Here is a 20,284-nt window from a genome sequence, read left to right as displayed (position 1 = left end):
TTTACAAAGTTTAGTATATTTTTACCTTCATATTGTTCCATATCTTAATGTTTTAAAGCATTAAAATACGGATTTTAAATTAATAACTCAATTAATTTATTTAAATCTTCAAAAAGATAGTTGATTAGTTGGTGTGTTTAAACACTACTATTCCAATTTTAAGATTGAGGCTAACTTATAATGGCTCCAAGTTTTAATTTGTTATATAAGATGATTAGTAAAATTAGCACTAAAAAAGGGAAATAGTCAAAATTTTTCAAGTGTTATAAGCCATTAATCATAGTATAAACTTTTAACTAAAGCTGACAAATATCATAGTTTATAAGCAATAAAATACTTAATCTTTATCGTCAATTAGGGATCAACCATTAATTCTTAAATAGTATGAAACATCTCTACATAAAGCTTAGTTTACTATTAATACTTCTATTTATATTCATGAGTTGGATAAACAGAAGTGGGATATTTTCCTATGTCCCTACAACTTTAGACGATTTCTTTATGCCAGGATCCCAACCTTTGGAGTCTGGCACATTCAATTCGCCTAATCAATGCCATAGTTGTCATGGAGGTTATGATAATAACGTAGAACCAGCTTTTAATTACCAAGGTAGCATGATGTCCCACAGCATGCGCGATCCTTTATTTGAAGCCTCATTAACCATTGCTAACCAAGATGCGCTATTTTCTGGAGACTTGTGCATGCGCTGTCATACTCCAAGAGGTTGGCTAGAAGGTAGAAGCACTCCTACTGATGGCTCAGCTCTAACAAGTGCCGATAGAGAGGGTGTGCAATGCCATTTTTGTCATAAAATGGTAGACCCACTTAGCACTAGACCAGAAGATTTGGCCTATATAAATACCTTAGCTCCTGAAAAAGTGCCTATACAACATGGTAATGGCATGTATGTAGTAGATGCAGATGATAATACCAGGCGAGGCCCTTATGATGATGCCAACGCAAATCACCCTACTCTATATTCGCCATTTCATTCAAGCTCTGAAATTTGTGCTACATGTCACGATGTAAGCAATCCTGTGTTCAGTAAAGCGCCGGATGGCTCATACCAGCCTAATGCTACAAATACTCCTGCACCAACCTTTGATAAATACGAGATGTTTCCTGTAGAGCGTACTTATAGTGAATGGAAAATGAGCGCTTATAATACAGCTGAAGGTATACCTTCAGCTGTATTTGGAGGTACAAAAACCAATGTTTCCAGCTGTATTGATTGCCATATGCCACAAACCAGTGGCAAAGGTTGTAATAAACAGTTTGCCTCAACTAGAAATGATTTGGCAATACATGACTTAACAGGTGGCAACACCTTTGTACCTTTAATCATTAAGGCCAAATATGCTGGAGATGTGGATGTCGATGCTATTGATGCGGGTATCAGTAGAGCACAATACATGCTCCAAAATGCAGCTACCTTAAATCTTAACGTTACAACAACAATAAATGGATATAATCTAGATGTGGAAATTATTAATGAAACAGGACATAAATTACCATCGGGTTATCCAGAGGGCAGGCGCATGTGGATTAATGTTCAATGCTATGACAATGATGACAACATAATTTATGAATCTGGTGTTTACGATTCAGATACCGGTACATTAGATAAAACCGGTACCAAAATTTATGAAGTCAAGTTAGGTATGAGTGAGTCCGTGGCTGCACTTGCAAATGCTAATGGCACAGGAACATATACCGCAGGCGAATCGTTTCACTTTGCTTTGAATAATGTTGTTGTAAAGGATAACCGAATTCCACCCCGTGGTTTCATTAATGCCAATTTTGAAGCAGTACAAGCTGCTCCCATTGGGTATTCCTATCCTGATGGTGCTTTTTCAGATATAACAACTTATACAGTACCTGAAACAACTAACCGTATTGTGGTTAAACTACTATACCAAACCTCCTCAAAAGAATATATCGAGTTCTTAAGAGATAAAAATGTTACTGATAACAAAGGGCAAGAGCTTTATGAGCTTTGGGAAGCTCATGGCAAATCTACACCAATTGTAATGCAAGAAGCTGAGTTTTTCACGTCTACTTTGGATATGACTAAAAAGCAAACTATGGATACAACCATTAAAATCTATCCTAATCCCAGTAAAAATATGGTTAACGTTTCTTTTGATTTAGCTTCAAACAACAAGGTCTTATTGGAATTATTTAATATAAATGGAGTTAAACTTTATACTTTAATTAATAATACAACAGTAAATGCAGATGAGACCATTCCTCTTAATATATCAACCTTATCCAGCGGCATCTATATTTTAAAATTCAAAATAAACCAAAATATTATAACCAAATTATTTATCGTGGATTGATCACTCCCCATCTCTATGGTAAAATCTATAGAATGATACTATTATAAGTAAAGCGATTGTTACGTTATTATATAATTAGGCATGTTTAAATAAAAAAATCCTAAGGTTTTCACTTAGGATTTCAGTATTCATTATTTTTTAATTAATCTTCCGGGTGCATAAAACGTTGTTTCGCTAATAGTTCCTCCTCGGTTTCTATATTGTCGTCATCTGGGACACAACAATCTACTGGACAAACTGCAGCACATTGTGGTTCATCATGAAAACCTTTACATTCTGTACATTTATCGGGTACAATATAATAAAACTCGTCGCTTATAGGTTCTTGTGGTTCATCTGCTTCAACCTCATTGCCATTAGTCAATACCACAGTACCACTTAAACTTGTGCCATCCTTATAGCGCCAGTCGTCAGCACCTTCATATATTGCCGTATTTGGGCATTCGGGTTCGCAAGCCCCACAATTAATACATTCGTCTGTTATTATAATTGCCATAGCGTTTTTTCTTTCTAAATTTGCAATGGCAAAAGTAAAACCAAAACCATTGATAACCAAATTAAGCATGGAATTACAAGAAAGAATTGATGCTTTTGTAAAATTAGGCCAATTTATAGGCCAATTTTCTAATGAAGTTCCAACAAAAAGAAAAAGTGTTGAGTATAATTCTCTTTTCTTTGATGGGTTTAAGCATCAGTTAAAATTAGCTGAAGAATACAACGGATGGTTTACACCAGAAAACATACAATTTGCCTTAAACACTTGGGCTAAGGCACTTACTAAAGATAATTTGGAAAAATGGTTAGAGCCATACCATATAAGCAACCTAAGGTCAAAAAAGGTTGCTATAATAATGGCGGGAAATATTCCGTTGGTGGGGTTTCACGATTTTTTATCGGTACTTATTACTGGGCATAACGTTTTGGTAAAATTGTCCTCCAACGACAAACAATTACTGCCTTATTTAGCTAAATATTTGGAAATTGTTGAGCCTAAATTTAAAGGATGTATAGAGTTTACTGAAGAAAAAGTAATGCAATTTGATGCTGTAATTGCAACGGGAAGTAACAATACGGCGCGTTATTTTGAGTATTATTTTAAAGGGAAGCCATCTATAATCCGAAACAATAGAAATTCTATAGCTGTGCTTACTGGTAATGAATCAAAAGAAGAATTAAAAGCCCTATCAGAAGATATATTTAGATTCTTCGGTTTAGGCTGTAGAAATGTATCCAAATTATTTGTACCAAAAGGGTATTCATTTGAAGCTTTTTTTGAAGCCATTTACCACTGGCACACTATAATTGAAAAAGCCAAATACGCAAACAACTACGATTATAACAAAGCTGTATATTTAATGAGCGAATTTGAAATGTTGGAAAATGGTTTCTTTATGATAAAAGAAGATACTAGTTACACATCTCCTATTGCAACAATATTTTATGAATATTATGACAATCCTGAACAATTGAAAGGAAAATTAGAGGCCGATAAAGAGCAAATTCAATGTATAGTTTCTAACGGATTTTATGATAAGGAAATAGCATTTGGACAAACACAAAAACCCAAACTTTGGGATTATGCAGATAGTGTCGATTCTATTAAATTTTTATTATCAATTTGACCAAAAAATTATTGAATTCTTACCAAAAATTATTCAATAAATTAGGACATTTGTTTCTTAAAATTTTTACTCAAGCAATGAAACCCTAAACAATTAAATTTTCATTAATTGTACTCCGCAATGGTGTATTTTAAATATTTAGGGGCACATCACAAAGTTTAAAAATAAAAATAAACAGATGAAAAAACACAACTTTAGTGCAGGGCCATGCATTTTGCCAGAGGAAGTTTTACAAAAAGCATCTCAGGCCATTATAGAATTAGACAATAGTGGGTTATCCTTGATAGAAATATCACACCGTAGCAAAGCATTTGTGGATGTTATGGAAAAAGCCAGATCTCTAGCTTTAGAATTGCTTGGTTTGGAGGGAAAAGGTTATAAAGCTTTGTTTTTACAAGGCGGTGCCAGTACGCAGTTTTTAATGGTTGCTTTAAACTTATTGGAAAAAAGAGCAGGATATTTAAACTCTGGCACATGGGCCAATAAAGCTATGGCCGAAGCTAAAATTTTTGATGATATCTATGAGTTGGCTTCTTCAAAAGATGCCAACTATAACTATATTCCAAAAGGGTATGATATTCCAGAGGATTACGATTATTTTCACTGTACCTCAAACAATACCATTTTTGGAACACAAATGAAGTCGTTTCCAGATTCTCCTATCCCAATGGTATGCGATATGAGTAGCGATATTTTTTCACGTTCGCTCGATTTTTCAAAATTCGATTTAATATATGCCGGAGCCCAAAAAAATATGGGCCCTGCTGGAACAACCTTGGTTGTTGTTAAAGAAGATATTTTGGGCAAAGTATCCCGAAAAATTCCTTCCATGATGGATTACAAAAAACATATTGCTAGTGGTAGTATGTTTAACACCCCTCCTGTTTTTGCTGTTTATACCTCAATGTTAACTTTAGAATGGTTGAAAAAATTGGGAGGCATAAAAGCGATTGAAGAAGAAAACGAAAAGAAAGCACGTTTAATCTATTCTGAAATCGACCTAAACCCTTTATTTAAGGGATTTGCCGTCAAGGGTGATCGTTCTAACATGAATGCTACATTTACCCTAGAGAACGAAAATTTAAAGGAAACCTTTGAAACCATGCTAAAAGATGCAGGTATAAACGGACTTAATGGCCATAGAAGTGTTGGCGGATACCGTGCTTCAATGTATAACGCCCTACCTTTGGATAGTGTGAAAGCTTTGGTAGAAGTTATGAGTGAATTAGAAAGTAAAGCTTAAAAACAGTTTATAACAAGTAACCTCCGTTTAAAGTGTTTAGTTGCTTATTTAAACTTTAAAAATAAAATTTAATTTTTAGGTTGAACTATTAATCGTTTAACGAACTTTTAACTGTCAACCTTTAACTCTTTACATAAAAAATGAAAGTATTAGCAAACGACGGAATTTCCAAAAGTGGTATCAATGCTCTAGTAAAAGCAGGGTATGAAGTAATTACTACTACTGTAGCGCAAGAACAATTGGCTAATTATATAAACGAGAATAGTATTACTGTTCTATTGGTTCGAAGTGCAACAACAGTTCGCAAAGACCTAATTGATGCTTGTCCTACTTTAAAAATTATTGGTCGTGGTGGTGTAGGTATGGATAATATTGATGTAGAATATGCCCGTGAAAAAGGCATACATGTAATCAATACCCCAGCGGCATCTTCGCATTCTGTTGCCGAATTGGTTTTTGGTCATTTTTATGGTTTGGCCCGTTTTTTACATAATTCAAACAGAGATATGCCTTTAGAGGGTGATACCAATTTTAAAGGTTTAAAGAAAGCCTACGCCAAAGGGGTAGAACTAAAAGGAAAAACACTGGGTGTTTTAGGTTTTGGGCGTATAGGTCAAGCCACTGCCAAAGTAGCGCTTGGTGCAGGAATGAAAGTTATTGCCTTCGATCCGTTTTTAGAAAAGGCTAATTTAGAATTAGAATTCTTTGACGGACAAAAGGTAAACTTTGAAATTGAAACCATCACTAAAGAAGAGGTATTAAAGCAAGCGGACTTCATTACACTTCACGTACCATCTCAAAAGGACTATGTGATTGACGAAGCCGAATTTAACATCATGAAAGATGGTGTTATCCTGGCTAATGCGGCACGTGGTGGTGTAGTTAATGAGGTGGCTCTGGTTAAAGCTATAGAAAGCGGTAAAGTTGCAGGTGCAGCTCTGGATGTGTTTGAAAAAGAACCAAAACCTGAAATTCAATTGCTAATGAACGCTTCATTATCGTTAACACCACATACAGGTGCTGCAACCAATGAAGCTCAAGACCGTATTGGTACCGAACTGGCTTCGCAAATTGTAAGCATATTAGGTTAACAAATAAATACCATAAATAACCATCTTGGTTATAAGATTGCCCTAACTGTAAATGTTAGGGCTTTTTGTTAAAAGCCCTTTAAAAATAAGTTTATAAGGTACAATTTTTGTAAATTTATGTTGTATGAAACTACTATACTAAAGTATAGTTCAATCCATTACAGAGACAACTCACTTAATCGAATTTCTACAATCTGTAAATTAATTTTATTTTGTTCCTGTAAAAAATAGAAATATGAAAAATTCAATTCTACTTTTATTTACCCTTGGATTAATCATTGGCTGCAATACAGCAAAGCCTGTATCTTCCAACAACAATTTGACTGAACAGGATTTGTTAAAGCCTACCAGTGATACAGTTACCATAACCAATGATGAATTGGAATATGAAATTATAATAATAGAACCTGGATTCAATGCTTGGTTAATGAGTATGGCAAGGCCAGAAGGCTACTATTCTAAAAGTTTTTTGGAAAACAGAAATCACCTATATGTCACAGAATGGAACCAAAGAGTGCTTCAACCACAACGGTATAATCCCAATCTTTATGAACTGCAAATAGATTATAGTCCTAATATTGATTATGGCTATGAAGTAAATTACAAATTATATAACTATTTTATTTATTTTCAATTGACTTACAAACAACGATTAGGTCCATTTGTCCCTAGAATTTAAATCTGTTTTTCATATTTTTGCTCTTCTAATTTTATAATGTGGAAAAATTAAAAAGTCGTTGGGACATAAATAAAAATTGGCAATTTGTTTTCCTGCTGTTGGGAATAGTTGGTTTAGGATATTCTTCCTATAAATTATCCTTGCTGCTCATAAAAGATCAACATATTGGATTTGTTATTCTTTTAAGCCTCTTCTTCTTTTTTATATTGTTAAAAATTGTTTTAAAGCTTTTCGATAGACTTCAAAAAAAGTGGAAAGTAAACTACAGATGGGAACTCATAAATATTTTCTTTGTATTCGCCATTACTGGGTCTTCTTCTGTTTATGTAGGAAGACCAATAATTAAGTTACTAGGTATTACTAAAGAGAATTTACCAGCTTTTGCCTATTGGACATTATATATTTTAATAGGCTTTATTTTTTATCAAGTTTTATTGGTCTTGATTGGTTGGTTATTTGGACAGTATCAATTTTTCTGGAATTTTGAAAAGAAAATGCTTCGTAGAATTGGTTTTAAACGATTGGTTGATTAATGCATAATTTAAGGCAACATATTGCATTTAAGCTATTAACCGTATTTATTATAGTTATATTTTTAACCCCAACAGCGGTTAAATTTATACACATATTCAACCATCATACCCATAAGGTATGTAATGACGAAACGTCTACCCATATTCATCAAGTAGATTTAGACTGTGTCTTTTTAAAATTCCATCTCAGCAAAAACTTTACAACTTCTTCATTTGAAGCAAATCTTTTTTGCGAAAAGCAAACTCTACACTTAATTGTATTAAACTATATTTTTTTAAGTGATTTTCAACAACTTCACTTTTCACTTCGAGGACCTCCACAAATTAATTTAACATAAAAACTTATTGGACACTGCTCCAAAACTTTTTAATTAAATTAATTTAAAATTTTATAGTAATGAAAAACATAGTATCCATTTTACTATGTCTGGTATGGTTTTCCTTAAAAGCACAAAACCATATTACCGGACATATTGTAGATGCTCACACAAAACAATCCATAGAAGCCGCGAATATTTATTTTCCACAGTTGGAAAAAGGAAGCTCAAGCGATGCCGAAGGCTTTTTTGAACTTAAAAACATACCTAACGGAACCCATAAAGTAATAATCTCATTTATAGGATACGAAACCCAGTCACTTAATCTTAAATTTCCATACGATGCTGTTTTAAATATTGAGTTAATGCATTCAGCCATAGAAATGGAAGGCATCATTATATCTACCCCTTTTCATAAATTACAGAGTGAAAATGTAATGAAGGTGGAACAACAAAGTGTAAACGACCTAAAAAAGCAAGGTTCCATAAATTTGTCTAGCGGTATTTCGAATATTGCTGGGGTGGAAAGTGTTACAACTGGTTTAAGCATAGGAAAACCTGTAATAAGGGGACTTAGCAGTAATAGAGTTTTAGTATATAATCAAGGTGTCCGTTTGGAAAACCAACAATTTGGCAGCGAACATGGTTTAGGGCTAAGTGGCTACGGAAATGAAAGTGTCGAGATTATTAAAGGCCCAGCTTCCTTACTTTATGGTAGTGATGCCTTGGGTGGCGTGCTCTATATCAATCCTGAAAAATTTGCACAAGCCCATACTACAGAAGCTGACGGAGCGGTGAATTATTTTAGCAATACTCTTGGTTACACTACCAATGCAGGTATAAAACAATCTGGTGAACATTTCAAATTTATATTTCGGGGCGGTGTGACTGAACATACCGACTATAAAACAGCGAGTTATCGTGTAACCAACACGCGCTTTAGGGAAACAGACATTAAAGTTGGCTTGGGATATCAAACTACCAACTTTAAAAGTGAGTTGCGATACAATGCAAACGAATCGAAATTAGGTATTCCAGAAGATCTAGGAGAACAATCGAAACTTAGAACGCCACTACTGCCCTATCAAGGAATTGTAAATCATGTATTAAGTTCAAAATCGACTATTTTTTTGAATGACTCGAAAATAGATATCAATTTTGGATTGTTATACAATGATAGAAAGGAATTTGAAGAAGAGCACCACCATGACGAAGAACACGAAGAACACGAAGATGAAGATCATGAAGATGAAGAGCATGAAGATGAAGAGCATGAAGGTGAACACATGGAGAATGAGCTTCTAGAAGCAGCCTTACATATGAAATTAAAAACCTTAAACTACGATGTAAAATACCATTTACCGGAACTTGGTAAGTTTGAAACCATTATTGGACTTCAAGGTATGACACAAAGCAACACCAACTACGGTGAAGAAACATTAATACCTAATGCAACAACCAATGATATTGGTGTTCTTGTAACATCCCATATCCATTTTGATAAAATAGACATTCAATTGGGGGCTAGACTAGATAACAGGAAGATAAATGTCGATTCTGGTATTTCAAAAAGCTTTAACAGTTTTAATGGCGCTTTGGGTGCCAAAACTAATATAATGGATAACCTAATTGCAAGAGTTAATTTAGCCACTGGCTTTAGGGCCCCTAATTTAGCCGAACTAACATCCAATGGTACTCACGAAGGCACAAACCGTTATGAGATTGGTAACGAAAACCTTAAAAGCGAAAAAAATGTTCAAATAGATGTCGCACTGGAATACAAAAGTGACCACCTAGAACTTTTTGCCAATGGATTTCACAACACGATAAGTGATTATATTTTTTTATCGCCCAATGGGAATGTTATTGACGAAGACCCCGTTTTTGTATATCTGCAGGACAATGCCAAATTGTATGGTGGCGAGATTGGTTTTCACCTACACCCCCACCCGTTGGATTGGCTCCATTTTGAAAGCAGTTTTGAAACTGTTACCGGAAAGCAAAACAACAATCGTTATTTACCCTTAATTCCTGCAAATTCGTTAAGCAATATACTTCGGGCTGAATTTGACAATACATGGCTGAATACCGGGTATGTATTTATAAAACACAAATTCACATTTAGTCAAAATAAAGTAAGTGATTTTGAAACCCCTACAGCTGCTTATGGTCTATTAAGCGCAGGATTGGGAGGAACGATTACGGTATTTAAAAACAATATGGAGATTATGCTATCTGGGACGAATTTAACTAATAAAAGTTACATTCATCATTTGTCCCGATTAAAATCCGATGGTCTTTTTAATATGGGCAGAAATTTTAGTTTAGGTATAACCTATAGACTATAACTTTTAGGGAGGTTGATTAGAAATTAATTAATTCTTAATCCTGAAAAATAAAATTTTGAGATCCCAAAACAACAGTTCGATAAGCTCGATACGACATTTTGGGGATAATATTATTTTTTAATTATTTCAATCGGCCTCCTTATTGCTTTTTGGTCTATAAAAACATATGTATATAACCACATTAATGTAAATGTTGGTATCACATCAAACCCAGGCAAGGCTTCTTCTATAAACGTAATTACTCCAGCAATTTTACCTGGTTTTCCTTTATAAAGTTTGGTCATTATCCAACCTGAAAGGGGTGCCCAAACAATATCGGAGAACTCTCCTATGCCAGGTATAACAAAAGAGATGTATCCCATGGCGTCACATAAAATGCTCAATACTAATATTTTATATTTGTTCATAATATTATGCTAGAAATATTCTAAAACCCTATTTGCCTATAAGTTTTAAAAATTCATTACGAGTTTCTATCTTTTCAAATTGCCCTCTAAATCCTGAAGTTGTAGTTATTGAATTTTGTTTTTGAACACCCCGCATCATCATACACATGTGTGAGGCTTCAATAACTACAGCTACGCCTTGGGGTTTTAGGGTGTCATTTATACAATCCAATATCTGTTCCGTTAATCGTTCCTGTACTTGCAATCGCCTTGCAAAAACATCAACAATTCTGGGCAACTTGCTTAAGCCTACAATATGCCCGTTTGGGATATAAGCGATGTGCACTTTTCCAAAAAAAGGCAACATATGATGTTCGCATAGGGAATATAATTCAATATCCTTAACAATAACCATTTCATTGTAAGACTCTTTAAACATGGCACTTTTAAGAATTTCAATAGGGTCTTGGTGATACCCTTGTGTTAAAAACTGCATGGCTTTTGCTGCTCGCTCGGGTGTTTTTAAAAGCCCATCACGTTTAACATTCTCGCCCAAGTCTTCTATAATACTTTTATAGCGGTTCTTTACATCATCAGTGACCTGCATATTGTATTCTTCAAATTTCTTATACGGCATAACTTTCTTTTTTCTAGCTCTCAATATAAACATTTCTTTGCTTTTATTGTTCAAATAGTTCCTAAACAAGATATTTTTTAAAAGATATATACACAACATTGTTCAAGACAAGTTAAAATATTAAATTCACCCTTTATTTAAAAGATTTATGATAAAGGCAACAAACATCCATAAATATTTTGACAGCTTACATGTACTAAAAGGTGTTAACCTAATGGTTAACAAAGGGGAAATTGTGTCAATTGTTGGGCCTTCTGGTGCTGGTAAAACAACATTATTACAAATTTTAGGTACCTTGGATAAAGCTTCAAAAAATGAAGATTACAATCTTGAAATCAATGCCACTGAAATTAAATCGCTTAGTGATAAAAAACTGGCAAAGTTTAGGAACGAACATATTGGGTTTATTTTTCAATTTCATCAATTATTACCCGAGTTTACCGCTTTAGAAAATGTTTGCCTCCCAGCCTTTATAAAAGGCACAAAAAAAATAGAAGCTGAAAAACGTGCCAAAGAACTATTGAATTTTCTGGGCCTTGAAGAGCGTTACGACCACAAACCAAATGAACTATCTGGTGGCGAACAGCAACGTGTGGCCGTAGCTCGAGCCTTAATTAATAATCCCGATTTAATTTTTGCCGATGAACCTTCAGGTAATTTGGATAGTGAATCTGCAGAAAATCTACACCACCTTTTTTTTAAACTTCGAGAAGAATTTGGACAGACCTTTGTTATTGTGACCCATAATGAAGAACTGGCAAACATGGCCGATAGAAAATTAGTGATGGTAGATGGTAACTTTGTTTAATTCATGTTTATTCTTGAAACCAAAAGGCTATTTTTAAGAGAATTTCAACTTAGTGATGCTGCGTTTTTATTCGAGCTTAATCAAAACCCTAAAGTTTTAAAATATACAGGCGATGTTCCTTTTGCCTCATTAGATGAGGCAAAAAATTTCATTAAAAATTATACGGACTATAGCAAATTTGGTGTTGGTAGATGGATTATGATTGAAAAACAATCCAACAAAGCTATTGGTTGGTGTGGGCTGAAAAATCATAATAAACACTTTATCGATTTAGGATTTAGGCTTTTAGAATCATATTGGAATTTAGGTTATGCTGCCGAAGCCGCAAAAGCTTGTATTGATTATGGGTTTTCCAAATTAAATTATACGGAAATAATTGGAAGAACCATGAAAGCTAACCTTGCTTCACAAAAGGTGCTAGAAAAGTTAGGTTTTCAATATTCCCATATAGAACAAGTTGATGGGCTGCACGAAGCCATGATTTACACCCAGCAAAATGACAAAAAATGAATTAAAAGACTTTCTAGACACTAAAGTAAGGCAATACAATAATCCAAAGTTTATTGAGAGTGACCCTATACAAATTCCGCATCTATTTACCCAAAAAGAGGATATTGAGATTGCTGGTTTTTTAACCGCTTCTATAGCTTGGGGCAATCGTAAAAGTATTATTACCAATGCCAAACGGCTAATGGACTTACTTGATAATGCCCCTTTCGATTTTGTGATGTACCATTCACCAAAGGATTTAGAAACGTTAATTCACTTTGTACACAGGACATTTAATGGAGATGACTGTAAACAATTTATTAAGTCATTACAGCATATTTATAAAAATCACAACGGGTTGGAAAGTATCTTTAACACAAATGCCAAAAAGGATTCGCTACAACATGCCATTTCAAATTTTAAATCTGTATTTTTTGAAATTGAGCATTTACCAAGAACCCAAAAACACATTAGCGATCCACTAAAAAATTCTGCGGCCAAGCGCATCAATATGATGCTCAGATGGTTCGTGAGAAGGGATAATTATGGAGTAGATTTTGGAATTTGGAAAAGCTTGTCTCCTAGACAGTTATCCTGTCCATTGGATGTGCATTCTGGTAATGTTGCTAGAAAGCTAGGCTTACTAAAAAGAAAACAAAATGATGCCAAAGCTTTAAAGGAACTGGACAATAATTTAAGACAGCTAGATCCTAGCGATCCTGTTAAATATGACTTTGCACTGTTTGGTTTAGGTGTTTTTGAAGGGTTTTAATAAATGTTAAGGTATGTTAATTCTTTTATGTGCATAACTAAAAGCTATATTTTTAGTTTACTAAACTAATTTACACCTAATACAATGCGAAATTTATTTCTTTCCCTATTACTTATATGCTACTTAAGCAATGCCCAAAGTAGAAAAATTCCAATAGATACAGTAGTTGTAACATCACACAGTACAACCATAAAGGGAGTAGATGTTCAATATACAGCAACAACAGGAACACAACCTGTTTGGGATTCCAATGACGATCCTATTGCAACCTTATTTTACACCTATTACCAACGTAACAATATTAATAACAAAGACAATAGGCCACTATTAATTTCTTTTAATGGCGGTCCTGGATCAGCATCGGTTTGGATGCATATAGCATATACGGGGCCAAAAATTTTGAATATCGATAGTGAAGGCTACCCCATTCAGCCCTATGGCATAAAGGACAATCCCAATTCTATCTTAGATGTTGCAGATATTCTGTATGTTAATCCTGTAAATACAGGCTATTCCAGAATGCTTCCAAACAAGGAAGGCAAACTTCCTGAAAGGGAAACTTTTTTTGGCATCAATGCCGATATAAAATACCTAGCCGAATGGATCAATACTTTTGTTTCCAGAAACAACAAATGGACATGCCCTAAATACATTATTGGAGAAAGCTACGGTGGAACACGGGTAATGGGATTGGCCAATGCCTTGCAAAATAACCAATGGATGTACTTAAATGGGGTTATTTTGGTATCGCCTGCAGACTATAAATTGTACAGTACCAGCCAACCGATTTATTCTGCCTTAAACCTCCCCTATTTTACGGCAGCAGCCTGGTACCAAAAGGCATTACCAAATGCCTTACAACAAAAAGATTTGTTAGAAGTTTTACCCGAAGTAGAAAACTATGCCATAGAAACGCTTATGCCTGCTTTGGCCAAGGGTGGTTTTATTTCAGATGCTGAAAAGCAAGACGTGGCCAAAAAAATGGGTTTTTACTCTGGACTGAGTGAAACTGCCATTTTGCAGAATAATTTAGATGTTCCAACCCCCTTTTTTTGGAAGGAACTCTTAAAAGATAAAACAGGACAAACCATAGGACGGTTGGATTCCAGATATTTGGGTATAGACAAACGTGAGGCTGGTGATTCACCTGATTACAGTCCAGAATTAACCTCATGGTTGCACTCTTTTACCCCAGCCATAAACTACTATATAAAGGAACATCTTAATTTTAAAACCGATATAAAGTACAATATGTTTGGCGATGTACATCCTTGGGATAGACGCAATGACAACACCAGGGATCAATTACGACAGGCTATGGCACAAAACCCCTATTTAAAGGTGCTTGTACAATCGGGGTATTACGACGGGGCAACAACCTATTTTGCAGCTAAATATACCATGTGGCAAGTAGACCCCAGTGGAAAAATGAAAGACCGTTTTACGTTTAAAGGTTACCGAAGTGGCCATATGATGTACCTAAGGCAGGAGGATTTGTTATCTGCAAACGACGACCTAAGAGCTTTTATTAAAACCTCTCTCTCCAATGGAAAACCAGCTAAATATTAAAGGGTATGAATTATTTTAGTCAACACATGAGGAAGTCGCAATAATTTTCAGCAAATGGAAATTAAAATTAACCTATTTGAAGACCAATTTCAAAGATTAGCTTCGAAAGAAGGGGTTGAACTCAAGAAAGAATATGAGCCTAGTTATTCAAAGTTAATTACTTTTATGCCAGGAGCTGATTATAATGAAGATCTAAGAGTAAAATCTTTACTATTGAAAATACCTTACAAAGAACAAATGATTTCCGTTGAGTACAAAGTTGGTGATGCCCAGTTAGGACTATTTAGCTGCTATTTTAAGAACGGTATCACGATAAGTGATTTCAAAATTGATTATAGAAGTCATTTTTTGAGGCTTATTTTCAAAAATAAAAAAATACTAAGAATCAGATCAGAAGATAAAAACTTAAAACGGTTCTTAGAAAACAGACTAATAGAAAACCATTTAGAAACTATTGCAAGAAAAAGTTTGTTCACACCCGAAATTGAGGGAGTAAAAAATGAAAACTACCTGATATCTGCCTTTTACACATTGTCATTCGAGGATAAAGAGAAAGTACTTGAACCAATGGTTAAATTGTATAAGGATATTATTGATTGGGCTTTGGACTAAAAACTATTGCTAACTTAAAATGGCTATAATTTATGCAGTTGAATTCCTAAATAGGAATTCAATGCAAATTTGCCCTCTTTCAGACACGGTGGAAAGAATTCTACAGTTTTTTCAACAACAAAACCATAGCCAAAAACTTCATAATTAAAAAAAACAGTATTTTTAATAAATGAAAATAATATACTTAATTATGAAAAAACTTTTACTTGGGATAGCTATTTGTTTGTTTTTTAGCGTACTAACAAACGCCCAAATTTATATGTATGGCACTACATCTGAAGGTGGAGCCAATGGATTAGGAACCATTTACAGGGTAAATAAGAATGGACAAAATTTTCAAAAACTTTATGATTTTTCGAATTCTACTGGTGGTGCACCTTATGGCGGTATGACTTTGGCTAATAATGGAAAATTATATGGGTTTACTACTCAAGGTGGGCAAATTGTCAATTCAGGAGCTTCTGTTGCCTTAGGTACATTTTTTCAATTTGATCCTTTAACCAATGCTTATACCGTCATTGAATATATAGATGATGAATCAACAATTGGAAACACTTTTAACAATAGCCCTACTTTATCCCCAAACGGTCTTCTATATATAGCAAGTCAAGGATATGGTTTAAGTAGTTTTGATGGTATTCTATCTTCATTCGATCCTACCACAGGAACGTTTTCTGTTTTAGATACTTTTACTCATTCATATGGAACGCCAAGGTCAAAATTATTACTAGCCTCAGATGGTAATCTTTATGTAACAACATTTAACGGTGGAACAAATGGCTTTGGAACAATTACTAAATATGATGTCGCACAAGACCAATTATTCGTTTTGTACAATTCTAGCGGGCCAAATGGTTCTGAAGAATTTGCTGATGCAGAAAACAACCCTTTATTTGAAGCTTCCAATGGTGTACTATACGGTTCATCAAGAAAAGGGGGATTAACATCTAGCACAGGCTGTGTGTTTAAAATTAATAAAGATGGTAGTGGATTTCAGAATTTATACAATTTTTCTTCGGGTATTCAAGATGAAGGATGGTATCCAGAAGGTGGTTTTATTGAAAAAAACGGATTACTTTATGGCTCTACAACTCAAGAGGACGTTCAAGATGTAAACTCAGGAACCATTTATACAATAGATATCAGTAACAACACCTTAAATTTCATCTACACTTTAGATTTAGAGGGAGCCCAGCCACAAGGCACCTTTGTTGAGTCTTCTAATGGGAGGCTTTATGTAACGTGCAATGGTGGACCAATAAACACCGGTAGCCTAATTGAACTTAATCCGCTAAACACTAGTGTAACAGAAAGACATACGTTTGGTACAGCTAATGGAACTAAACCAAAACATAATGAGCTCGCTATAGTCGATTTTTCTTCTTTAAGTATTGATAAATCATCTTTATTAAACAATAGTATTAAAATTTACCCTAACCCAATGAAAGATGTGATTAATATAACCGTTGAAGATTCAAATCAAATTGAAACTATTAAAATTTTAGATTTAAAAGGAGCAGAATTGTTTATCGATAATTCTAAGGAAAACAAAAATGTTATTAATACATCTTTCTTGTCTTCTGGTATTTATTTACTTTCTGTACAAACAAACTTCGGAAACATAACTAGAAAAATTGTAAAAGAATAAATAAATTTCAACAAAGAATGCGATTAAAAACTAAGTGATTTTAAGCTAATTTAGATATTATCCCGTAAAGTGTCAGTAAAATATCATTCAACGAAAAAAAGCCTGTTGAAAGTAGATATCAACAGGCTTTACTTTTATTAAGTGACTCGTTTTACCCTTTTAACCAAGCCTTACGTAAGCTCTTTTGAACATCGGTAGCATCCGCTTTTTCAATCAAACCTTCACCCATAGTATAGCCTTGGGTAGTGGTGGTTTTAATAACAACTTCTTCACCGTTACGCTCTAACTTAACCTCAATGTCTTTACCTGGCTCCCACATATAGACTTCTTGCAATAACTCATTGGCATTTTTCAGGGTTAGTTCCTTACCATCAATAGATTTTATAACATCATTAACTTGTACACCTTGCTCTGCCCAAAAACTATTTTCTAAAGCCAATTCAGTAAAAAATATGGTGCCGTCTTGGGGATTACCACTTACAATAGGCATTCCGTTCATTAAAATGTAATTGGCCTCAATTTGTGTTTCACCAACTTCCAAACCAACCTTTTCGAAAAAAGTATTATAATCTATAGGAATATCACCAATAACGTGATCGTTGAAAAATTCACCTATCGAAGGATAGGTCATAGCCACGATTTCATCTATAAGTTTATCATCTTCAAAAGGTTTGTTTTTCCCATATTTATTGGACAGTTCCTTCATTAAGGATAAAATACCACGATTACCATGACTTTCCTCACGCATTAAAATATCAATGCACATACCTATTAAGGCTCCTTTTTGGTAAACATTTAAATATTGGTCTTTATAAGGTTGTTTCAACACGTTTTCACTCATAATGGTAAAGCTCATGGCATCATTCATTTGCATGGAAGCTTGTATCTTTCCAATAATCTTATTGTAAAACTCATCTGTTTCAACCAAGCCTTGATTGACTTGGAACAGGGTCGCAAAATACTCGGTAACACCTTCGTACATCCACAAATGCTTAGAAAAGGTAGGATCGTTATAATCAAAGTAATGTACATCTTCAGAATGCACACTTAAAGGTGTAACAATATGAAAAAACTCATGCGAAACCACATCAATCATACTGCTTTCCAAAGCTTCTTCTGGTATGTTTTCTGGCATAACCACCACTGTGGAGGTATGGTGTTCTAATGCTCCAAAACCTTTTGGAGAATCTTCCTTACCCTCTGATAAATACAAATAAATGTCGTATCGAGACGTACTGTTAATGTCTCCCAAATACGCTTTTTGTGCCTGCATCATCTTAAACATGGTTTCCTTAAGCGACTTTGCCGAATGCACCTTATTTGGTGAATAGACACTTAGAACAATCTTTATATCACCTACCTGAAACTCTTCAACATCCAAGTTACCATACATCATGGGGTTATCGGTAATTTCGAAATAGCGGTTTGCTATATACGAACTTGTTTCAAACCTACCATCTTCATTGGCTATCGCCCCCGTATTTTGTAAAGCAGAGGTACGTACAAACCCTTTGGGTGCTGTAACATCCAATTTATACTGGTTATTTTTTAATACATCAAAATAGCCAATAAAACCATGTAGGTTTAATACATAGTTTTCTGGTTCAATATTTGTCCCTGCTGGTGAAAAAGGGGTGTCCTTACCTATACCGCCTTGTTCCTCAATATCATAAGTATCGTTAACCCAATAGGTAATCTTATCCAATTTTTTGGCATCATTAATAGACCATGAATTCGTATCTATTTTTTCAACCTGCATTTCATTACCATTATAATCGAAAGCCTTAAAAGCATCAACATACTTTCCATAATTACCTATGGCATAAGTTCCTTGTATAACTTTTGGCAATCTGTAAACTACTGTTTCTTTGGTAAAACGTCCTGGATTAATGCTTACTGGCACTTTATCATCTACTACTTTATCTAAATGTATTGCAGAAACAATTGGTGTGTTAATAGCTAAATCGTTAGCTATATTTTTAGTTCCTCCACAGCCAATAAAGACCATACCAACAATAACAAGGCTTAAAAATCTAGTATTCATATTAATTTTATTAAATATTTTTTAAGTGACGCTAAAAATACCATTATGTTACTCCCTATTTTCATAAGGTTATGTTAAATTCGCATATGTCACATCCATTAGTAAGCGTCTTAATACCGTTTAAAAATACTGAATCTTTTCTTCCAGAATGCATAGAATCAATAATAAACCAGACCTATATACATTGGGAAGTATTAATTGTTGACGATGGGTCAATAGATAATAGTTTTAAGGTCGTTGAACAATATGCTAAAAAAGATGAAAGAATAAAACTGTTAAGAAATAATGGAGAAGGTATAATTAAAGCGCTGCAACTTGCATTTAAACATACAAAAGGGACTTTTATAACTCGTATGGACAGTGATGATATCATGCCAAATCACAAATTGGAAGTCTTAACCAAATTGCTTTTGGAATATGGCCAGAAACATGTCGCTGTAGGACAGGTTAAGTATTTTAGTAAGAATGGCGTTGGACCAGGATATAAAAACTATGAGAAATGGCTAAATAATTTAATTCAAACTGGTAGCAATTATACCGAAATCTACAAAGAATGTGTTATTCCGTCTCCTTGTTGGATGGTTTATAAAAGTGATTTAATAGCTTGCAATGCCTTTAATCCTAATATTTATCCTGAAGATTACGATTTAACTTTTCGGTTTTACAAACATGGTTATAAATGCATTCCGTGCAACCAAATATTACATTATTGGCGTGACTACAGTACCCGAACTTCAAGAACCCACATCCATTACGCATATAACCATTTTACAACTTTAAAAACAAAGCACTTTATTGATATTGATTATAACCCCAAGAAAACTTTAGTGATTTGGGGCGCAGGCAATAAAGGCAAAATAGCCGCCAAAATACTTTTAAAAAATGGAATTCCTTTTGAATGGATCTGTAACAACCCCAACAAAATAGGGAAATCTATTTATGGCAAACCCATGCAGCCATTTGATAAATTAAAACAAATTAAAAATTCACAAAGCATTATTACGGTTGCCAATAAAAAAGCACAGAAAGAAATTAGACAATATTTTAATGAGCTAGGTTTAAAACCTGTTGAGGATTATGTATTCTTTTGCTGATTCAAAAAATATTTAAATTAACCTTTTAGGAACAAAAAAAATATGTAGG

General features: G+C 34.2%; 18 protein-coding genes. 14 read left to right on the top strand and 4 right to left on the bottom strand.

The genetic code is table 11. The annotated features are described in order from the left end of the window. Window positions 1-438 precede the first annotated feature (438 nt). Window positions 439-2,343: a T9SS type A sorting domain-containing protein gene (locus tag K7G79_RS12015; RefSeq protein ID WP_223551833.1), complete on the top strand. Its 1,905-nt coding sequence runs from the start codon at window positions 439-441 to the stop codon at window positions 2,341-2,343. A gap of 142 nt (window positions 2,344-2,485) precedes the next feature. Here K7G79_RS12015 and K7G79_RS12010 read toward each other — a convergent pair whose 3' ends face one another. Next, the gene (locus tag K7G79_RS12010) at window positions 2,486-2,839 is read right to left on the bottom strand and encodes a 4Fe-4S dicluster domain-containing protein (protein ID WP_223551832.1); all 354 of its coding nucleotides are present in this window, start codon (window positions 2,837-2,839) and stop codon (window positions 2,486-2,488) included. 67 nt (window positions 2,840-2,906) lie between these two features. Here K7G79_RS12010 and K7G79_RS12005 point away from each other — a divergent pair, with 67 nt between their 5' ends. The 6 genes from K7G79_RS12005 (at window position 2,907) to K7G79_RS11980 (ending at window position 10,176) form a co-directional block, all read left to right on the top strand. Beyond that, window positions 2,907-3,965: an acyl-CoA reductase gene (locus K7G79_RS12005; RefSeq protein ID WP_223551831.1), complete on the top strand. Its 1,059-nt coding sequence runs from the start codon at window positions 2,907-2,909 to the stop codon at window positions 3,963-3,965. A 178-nt stretch (window positions 3,966-4,143) separates the two neighbouring features. Beyond that, a complete protein-coding gene (gene serC / locus K7G79_RS12000; protein WP_223551830.1) occupies window positions 4,144-5,208 on the top strand; it encodes a 3-phosphoserine/phosphohydroxythreonine transaminase in 1,065 nt (354 codons plus the stop codon). 140 nt (window positions 5,209-5,348) lie between these two features. Beyond that, the gene (locus K7G79_RS11995) at window positions 5,349-6,299 is read left to right on the top strand and encodes a D-2-hydroxyacid dehydrogenase (protein ID WP_223551829.1); all 951 of its coding nucleotides are present in this window, start codon (window positions 5,349-5,351) and stop codon (window positions 6,297-6,299) included. Window positions 6,300-6,534: 235 nt separating this feature from the next. Continuing rightward, window positions 6,535-6,978, top strand: coding sequence for a DUF6146 family protein (locus K7G79_RS11990; RefSeq protein WP_223551828.1), 444 nt, complete (start codon window positions 6,535-6,537; stop codon window positions 6,976-6,978). A gap of 38 nt (window positions 6,979-7,016) precedes the next feature. Beyond that, window positions 7,017-7,511, top strand: a complete 495-nt coding sequence (locus tag K7G79_RS11985) for a DUF6787 family protein (protein WP_223551827.1) — start codon at window positions 7,017-7,019, stop codon at window positions 7,509-7,511. Between the two features lie 397 nt (window positions 7,512-7,908). Continuing rightward, the gene (locus K7G79_RS11980) at window positions 7,909-10,176 is read left to right on the top strand and encodes a TonB-dependent receptor (RefSeq protein ID WP_223551826.1); all 2,268 of its coding nucleotides are present in this window, start codon (window positions 7,909-7,911) and stop codon (window positions 10,174-10,176) included. A gap of 110 nt (window positions 10,177-10,286) precedes the next feature. Here the strand turns inward: K7G79_RS11980 and K7G79_RS11975 are convergent, their stop codons facing one another. After that, window positions 10,287-10,583, bottom strand: a complete 297-nt coding sequence (locus K7G79_RS11975; protein WP_223551825.1) for a hypothetical protein — start codon at window positions 10,581-10,583, stop codon at window positions 10,287-10,289. Between the two features lie 28 nt (window positions 10,584-10,611). Next, on the bottom strand, window positions 10,612-11,199 hold the full coding sequence (gene folE / locus K7G79_RS11970) for a GTP cyclohydrolase I FolE (RefSeq protein WP_223551824.1): 588 nt from the start codon (window positions 11,197-11,199) through the stop codon (window positions 10,612-10,614). 148 nt (window positions 11,200-11,347) lie between these two features. Here folE and K7G79_RS11965 point away from each other — a divergent pair, with 148 nt between their 5' ends. The 6 genes from K7G79_RS11965 to K7G79_RS11940 all read left to right on the top strand — a co-directional run bounded on the left by K7G79_RS11965 (window position 11,348) and on the right by K7G79_RS11940 (window position 17,097). Continuing rightward, window positions 11,348-12,007, top strand: a complete 660-nt coding sequence (locus K7G79_RS11965; protein WP_223551823.1) for an ABC transporter ATP-binding protein — start codon at window positions 11,348-11,350, stop codon at window positions 12,005-12,007. Between the two features lie 3 nt (window positions 12,008-12,010). Continuing rightward, window positions 12,011-12,517, top strand: a complete 507-nt coding sequence (locus K7G79_RS11960) for a GNAT family N-acetyltransferase (RefSeq protein WP_223551822.1) — start codon at window positions 12,011-12,013, stop codon at window positions 12,515-12,517. Continuing rightward, the gene (locus tag K7G79_RS11955; RefSeq protein ID WP_223551821.1) at window positions 12,504-13,268 is read left to right on the top strand and encodes a TIGR02757 family protein; all 765 of its coding nucleotides are present in this window, start codon (window positions 12,504-12,506) and stop codon (window positions 13,266-13,268) included. The genes K7G79_RS11960 and K7G79_RS11955 overlap by 14 nt, the downstream gene beginning before the upstream one ends. Before the next feature lie 84 nt (window positions 13,269-13,352). Continuing rightward, window positions 13,353-14,837, top strand: coding sequence for a S10 family peptidase (locus tag K7G79_RS11950; RefSeq protein ID WP_223551820.1), 1,485 nt, complete (start codon window positions 13,353-13,355; stop codon window positions 14,835-14,837). 54 nt (window positions 14,838-14,891) lie between these two features. Further along, on the top strand, window positions 14,892-15,449 hold the full coding sequence (locus tag K7G79_RS11945) for a hypothetical protein (protein WP_223551819.1): 558 nt from the start codon (window positions 14,892-14,894) through the stop codon (window positions 15,447-15,449). A gap of 190 nt (window positions 15,450-15,639) precedes the next feature. After that, complete coding sequence (locus K7G79_RS11940; RefSeq protein ID WP_223551818.1) at window positions 15,640-17,097, top strand: choice-of-anchor tandem repeat GloVer-containing protein; 1,458 nt, start codon at window positions 15,640-15,642, stop codon at window positions 17,095-17,097. A 151-nt stretch (window positions 17,098-17,248) separates the two neighbouring features. Here the strand turns inward: K7G79_RS11940 and K7G79_RS11935 are convergent, their stop codons facing one another. Then, window positions 17,249-19,141 (bottom strand): peptidase M61, encoded by a 1,893-nt coding sequence (locus tag K7G79_RS11935; protein ID WP_223551817.1) that lies wholly within the window; start codon window positions 19,139-19,141, stop codon window positions 17,249-17,251. 86 nt (window positions 19,142-19,227) lie between these two features. Between K7G79_RS11935 and K7G79_RS11930 the strand changes: the two genes are divergently transcribed. After that, window positions 19,228-20,235: a glycosyltransferase gene (locus tag K7G79_RS11930; protein WP_223551816.1), complete on the top strand. Its 1,008-nt coding sequence runs from the start codon at window positions 19,228-19,230 to the stop codon at window positions 20,233-20,235. The last annotated feature ends 49 nt before the right edge of the window (window positions 20,236-20,284 follow it).

It is taken from the genome of Aestuariivivens sp. NBU2969, from assembly GCF_019931125.1.
Lineage (GTDB): Bacteria > Bacteroidota > Bacteroidia > Flavobacteriales > Flavobacteriaceae > Aestuariivivens > Aestuariivivens marinum.
The sequence above is the reverse complement of the archived record's forward strand: the minus strand, read 5'-3'. Positions and strand labels throughout refer to the sequence as shown.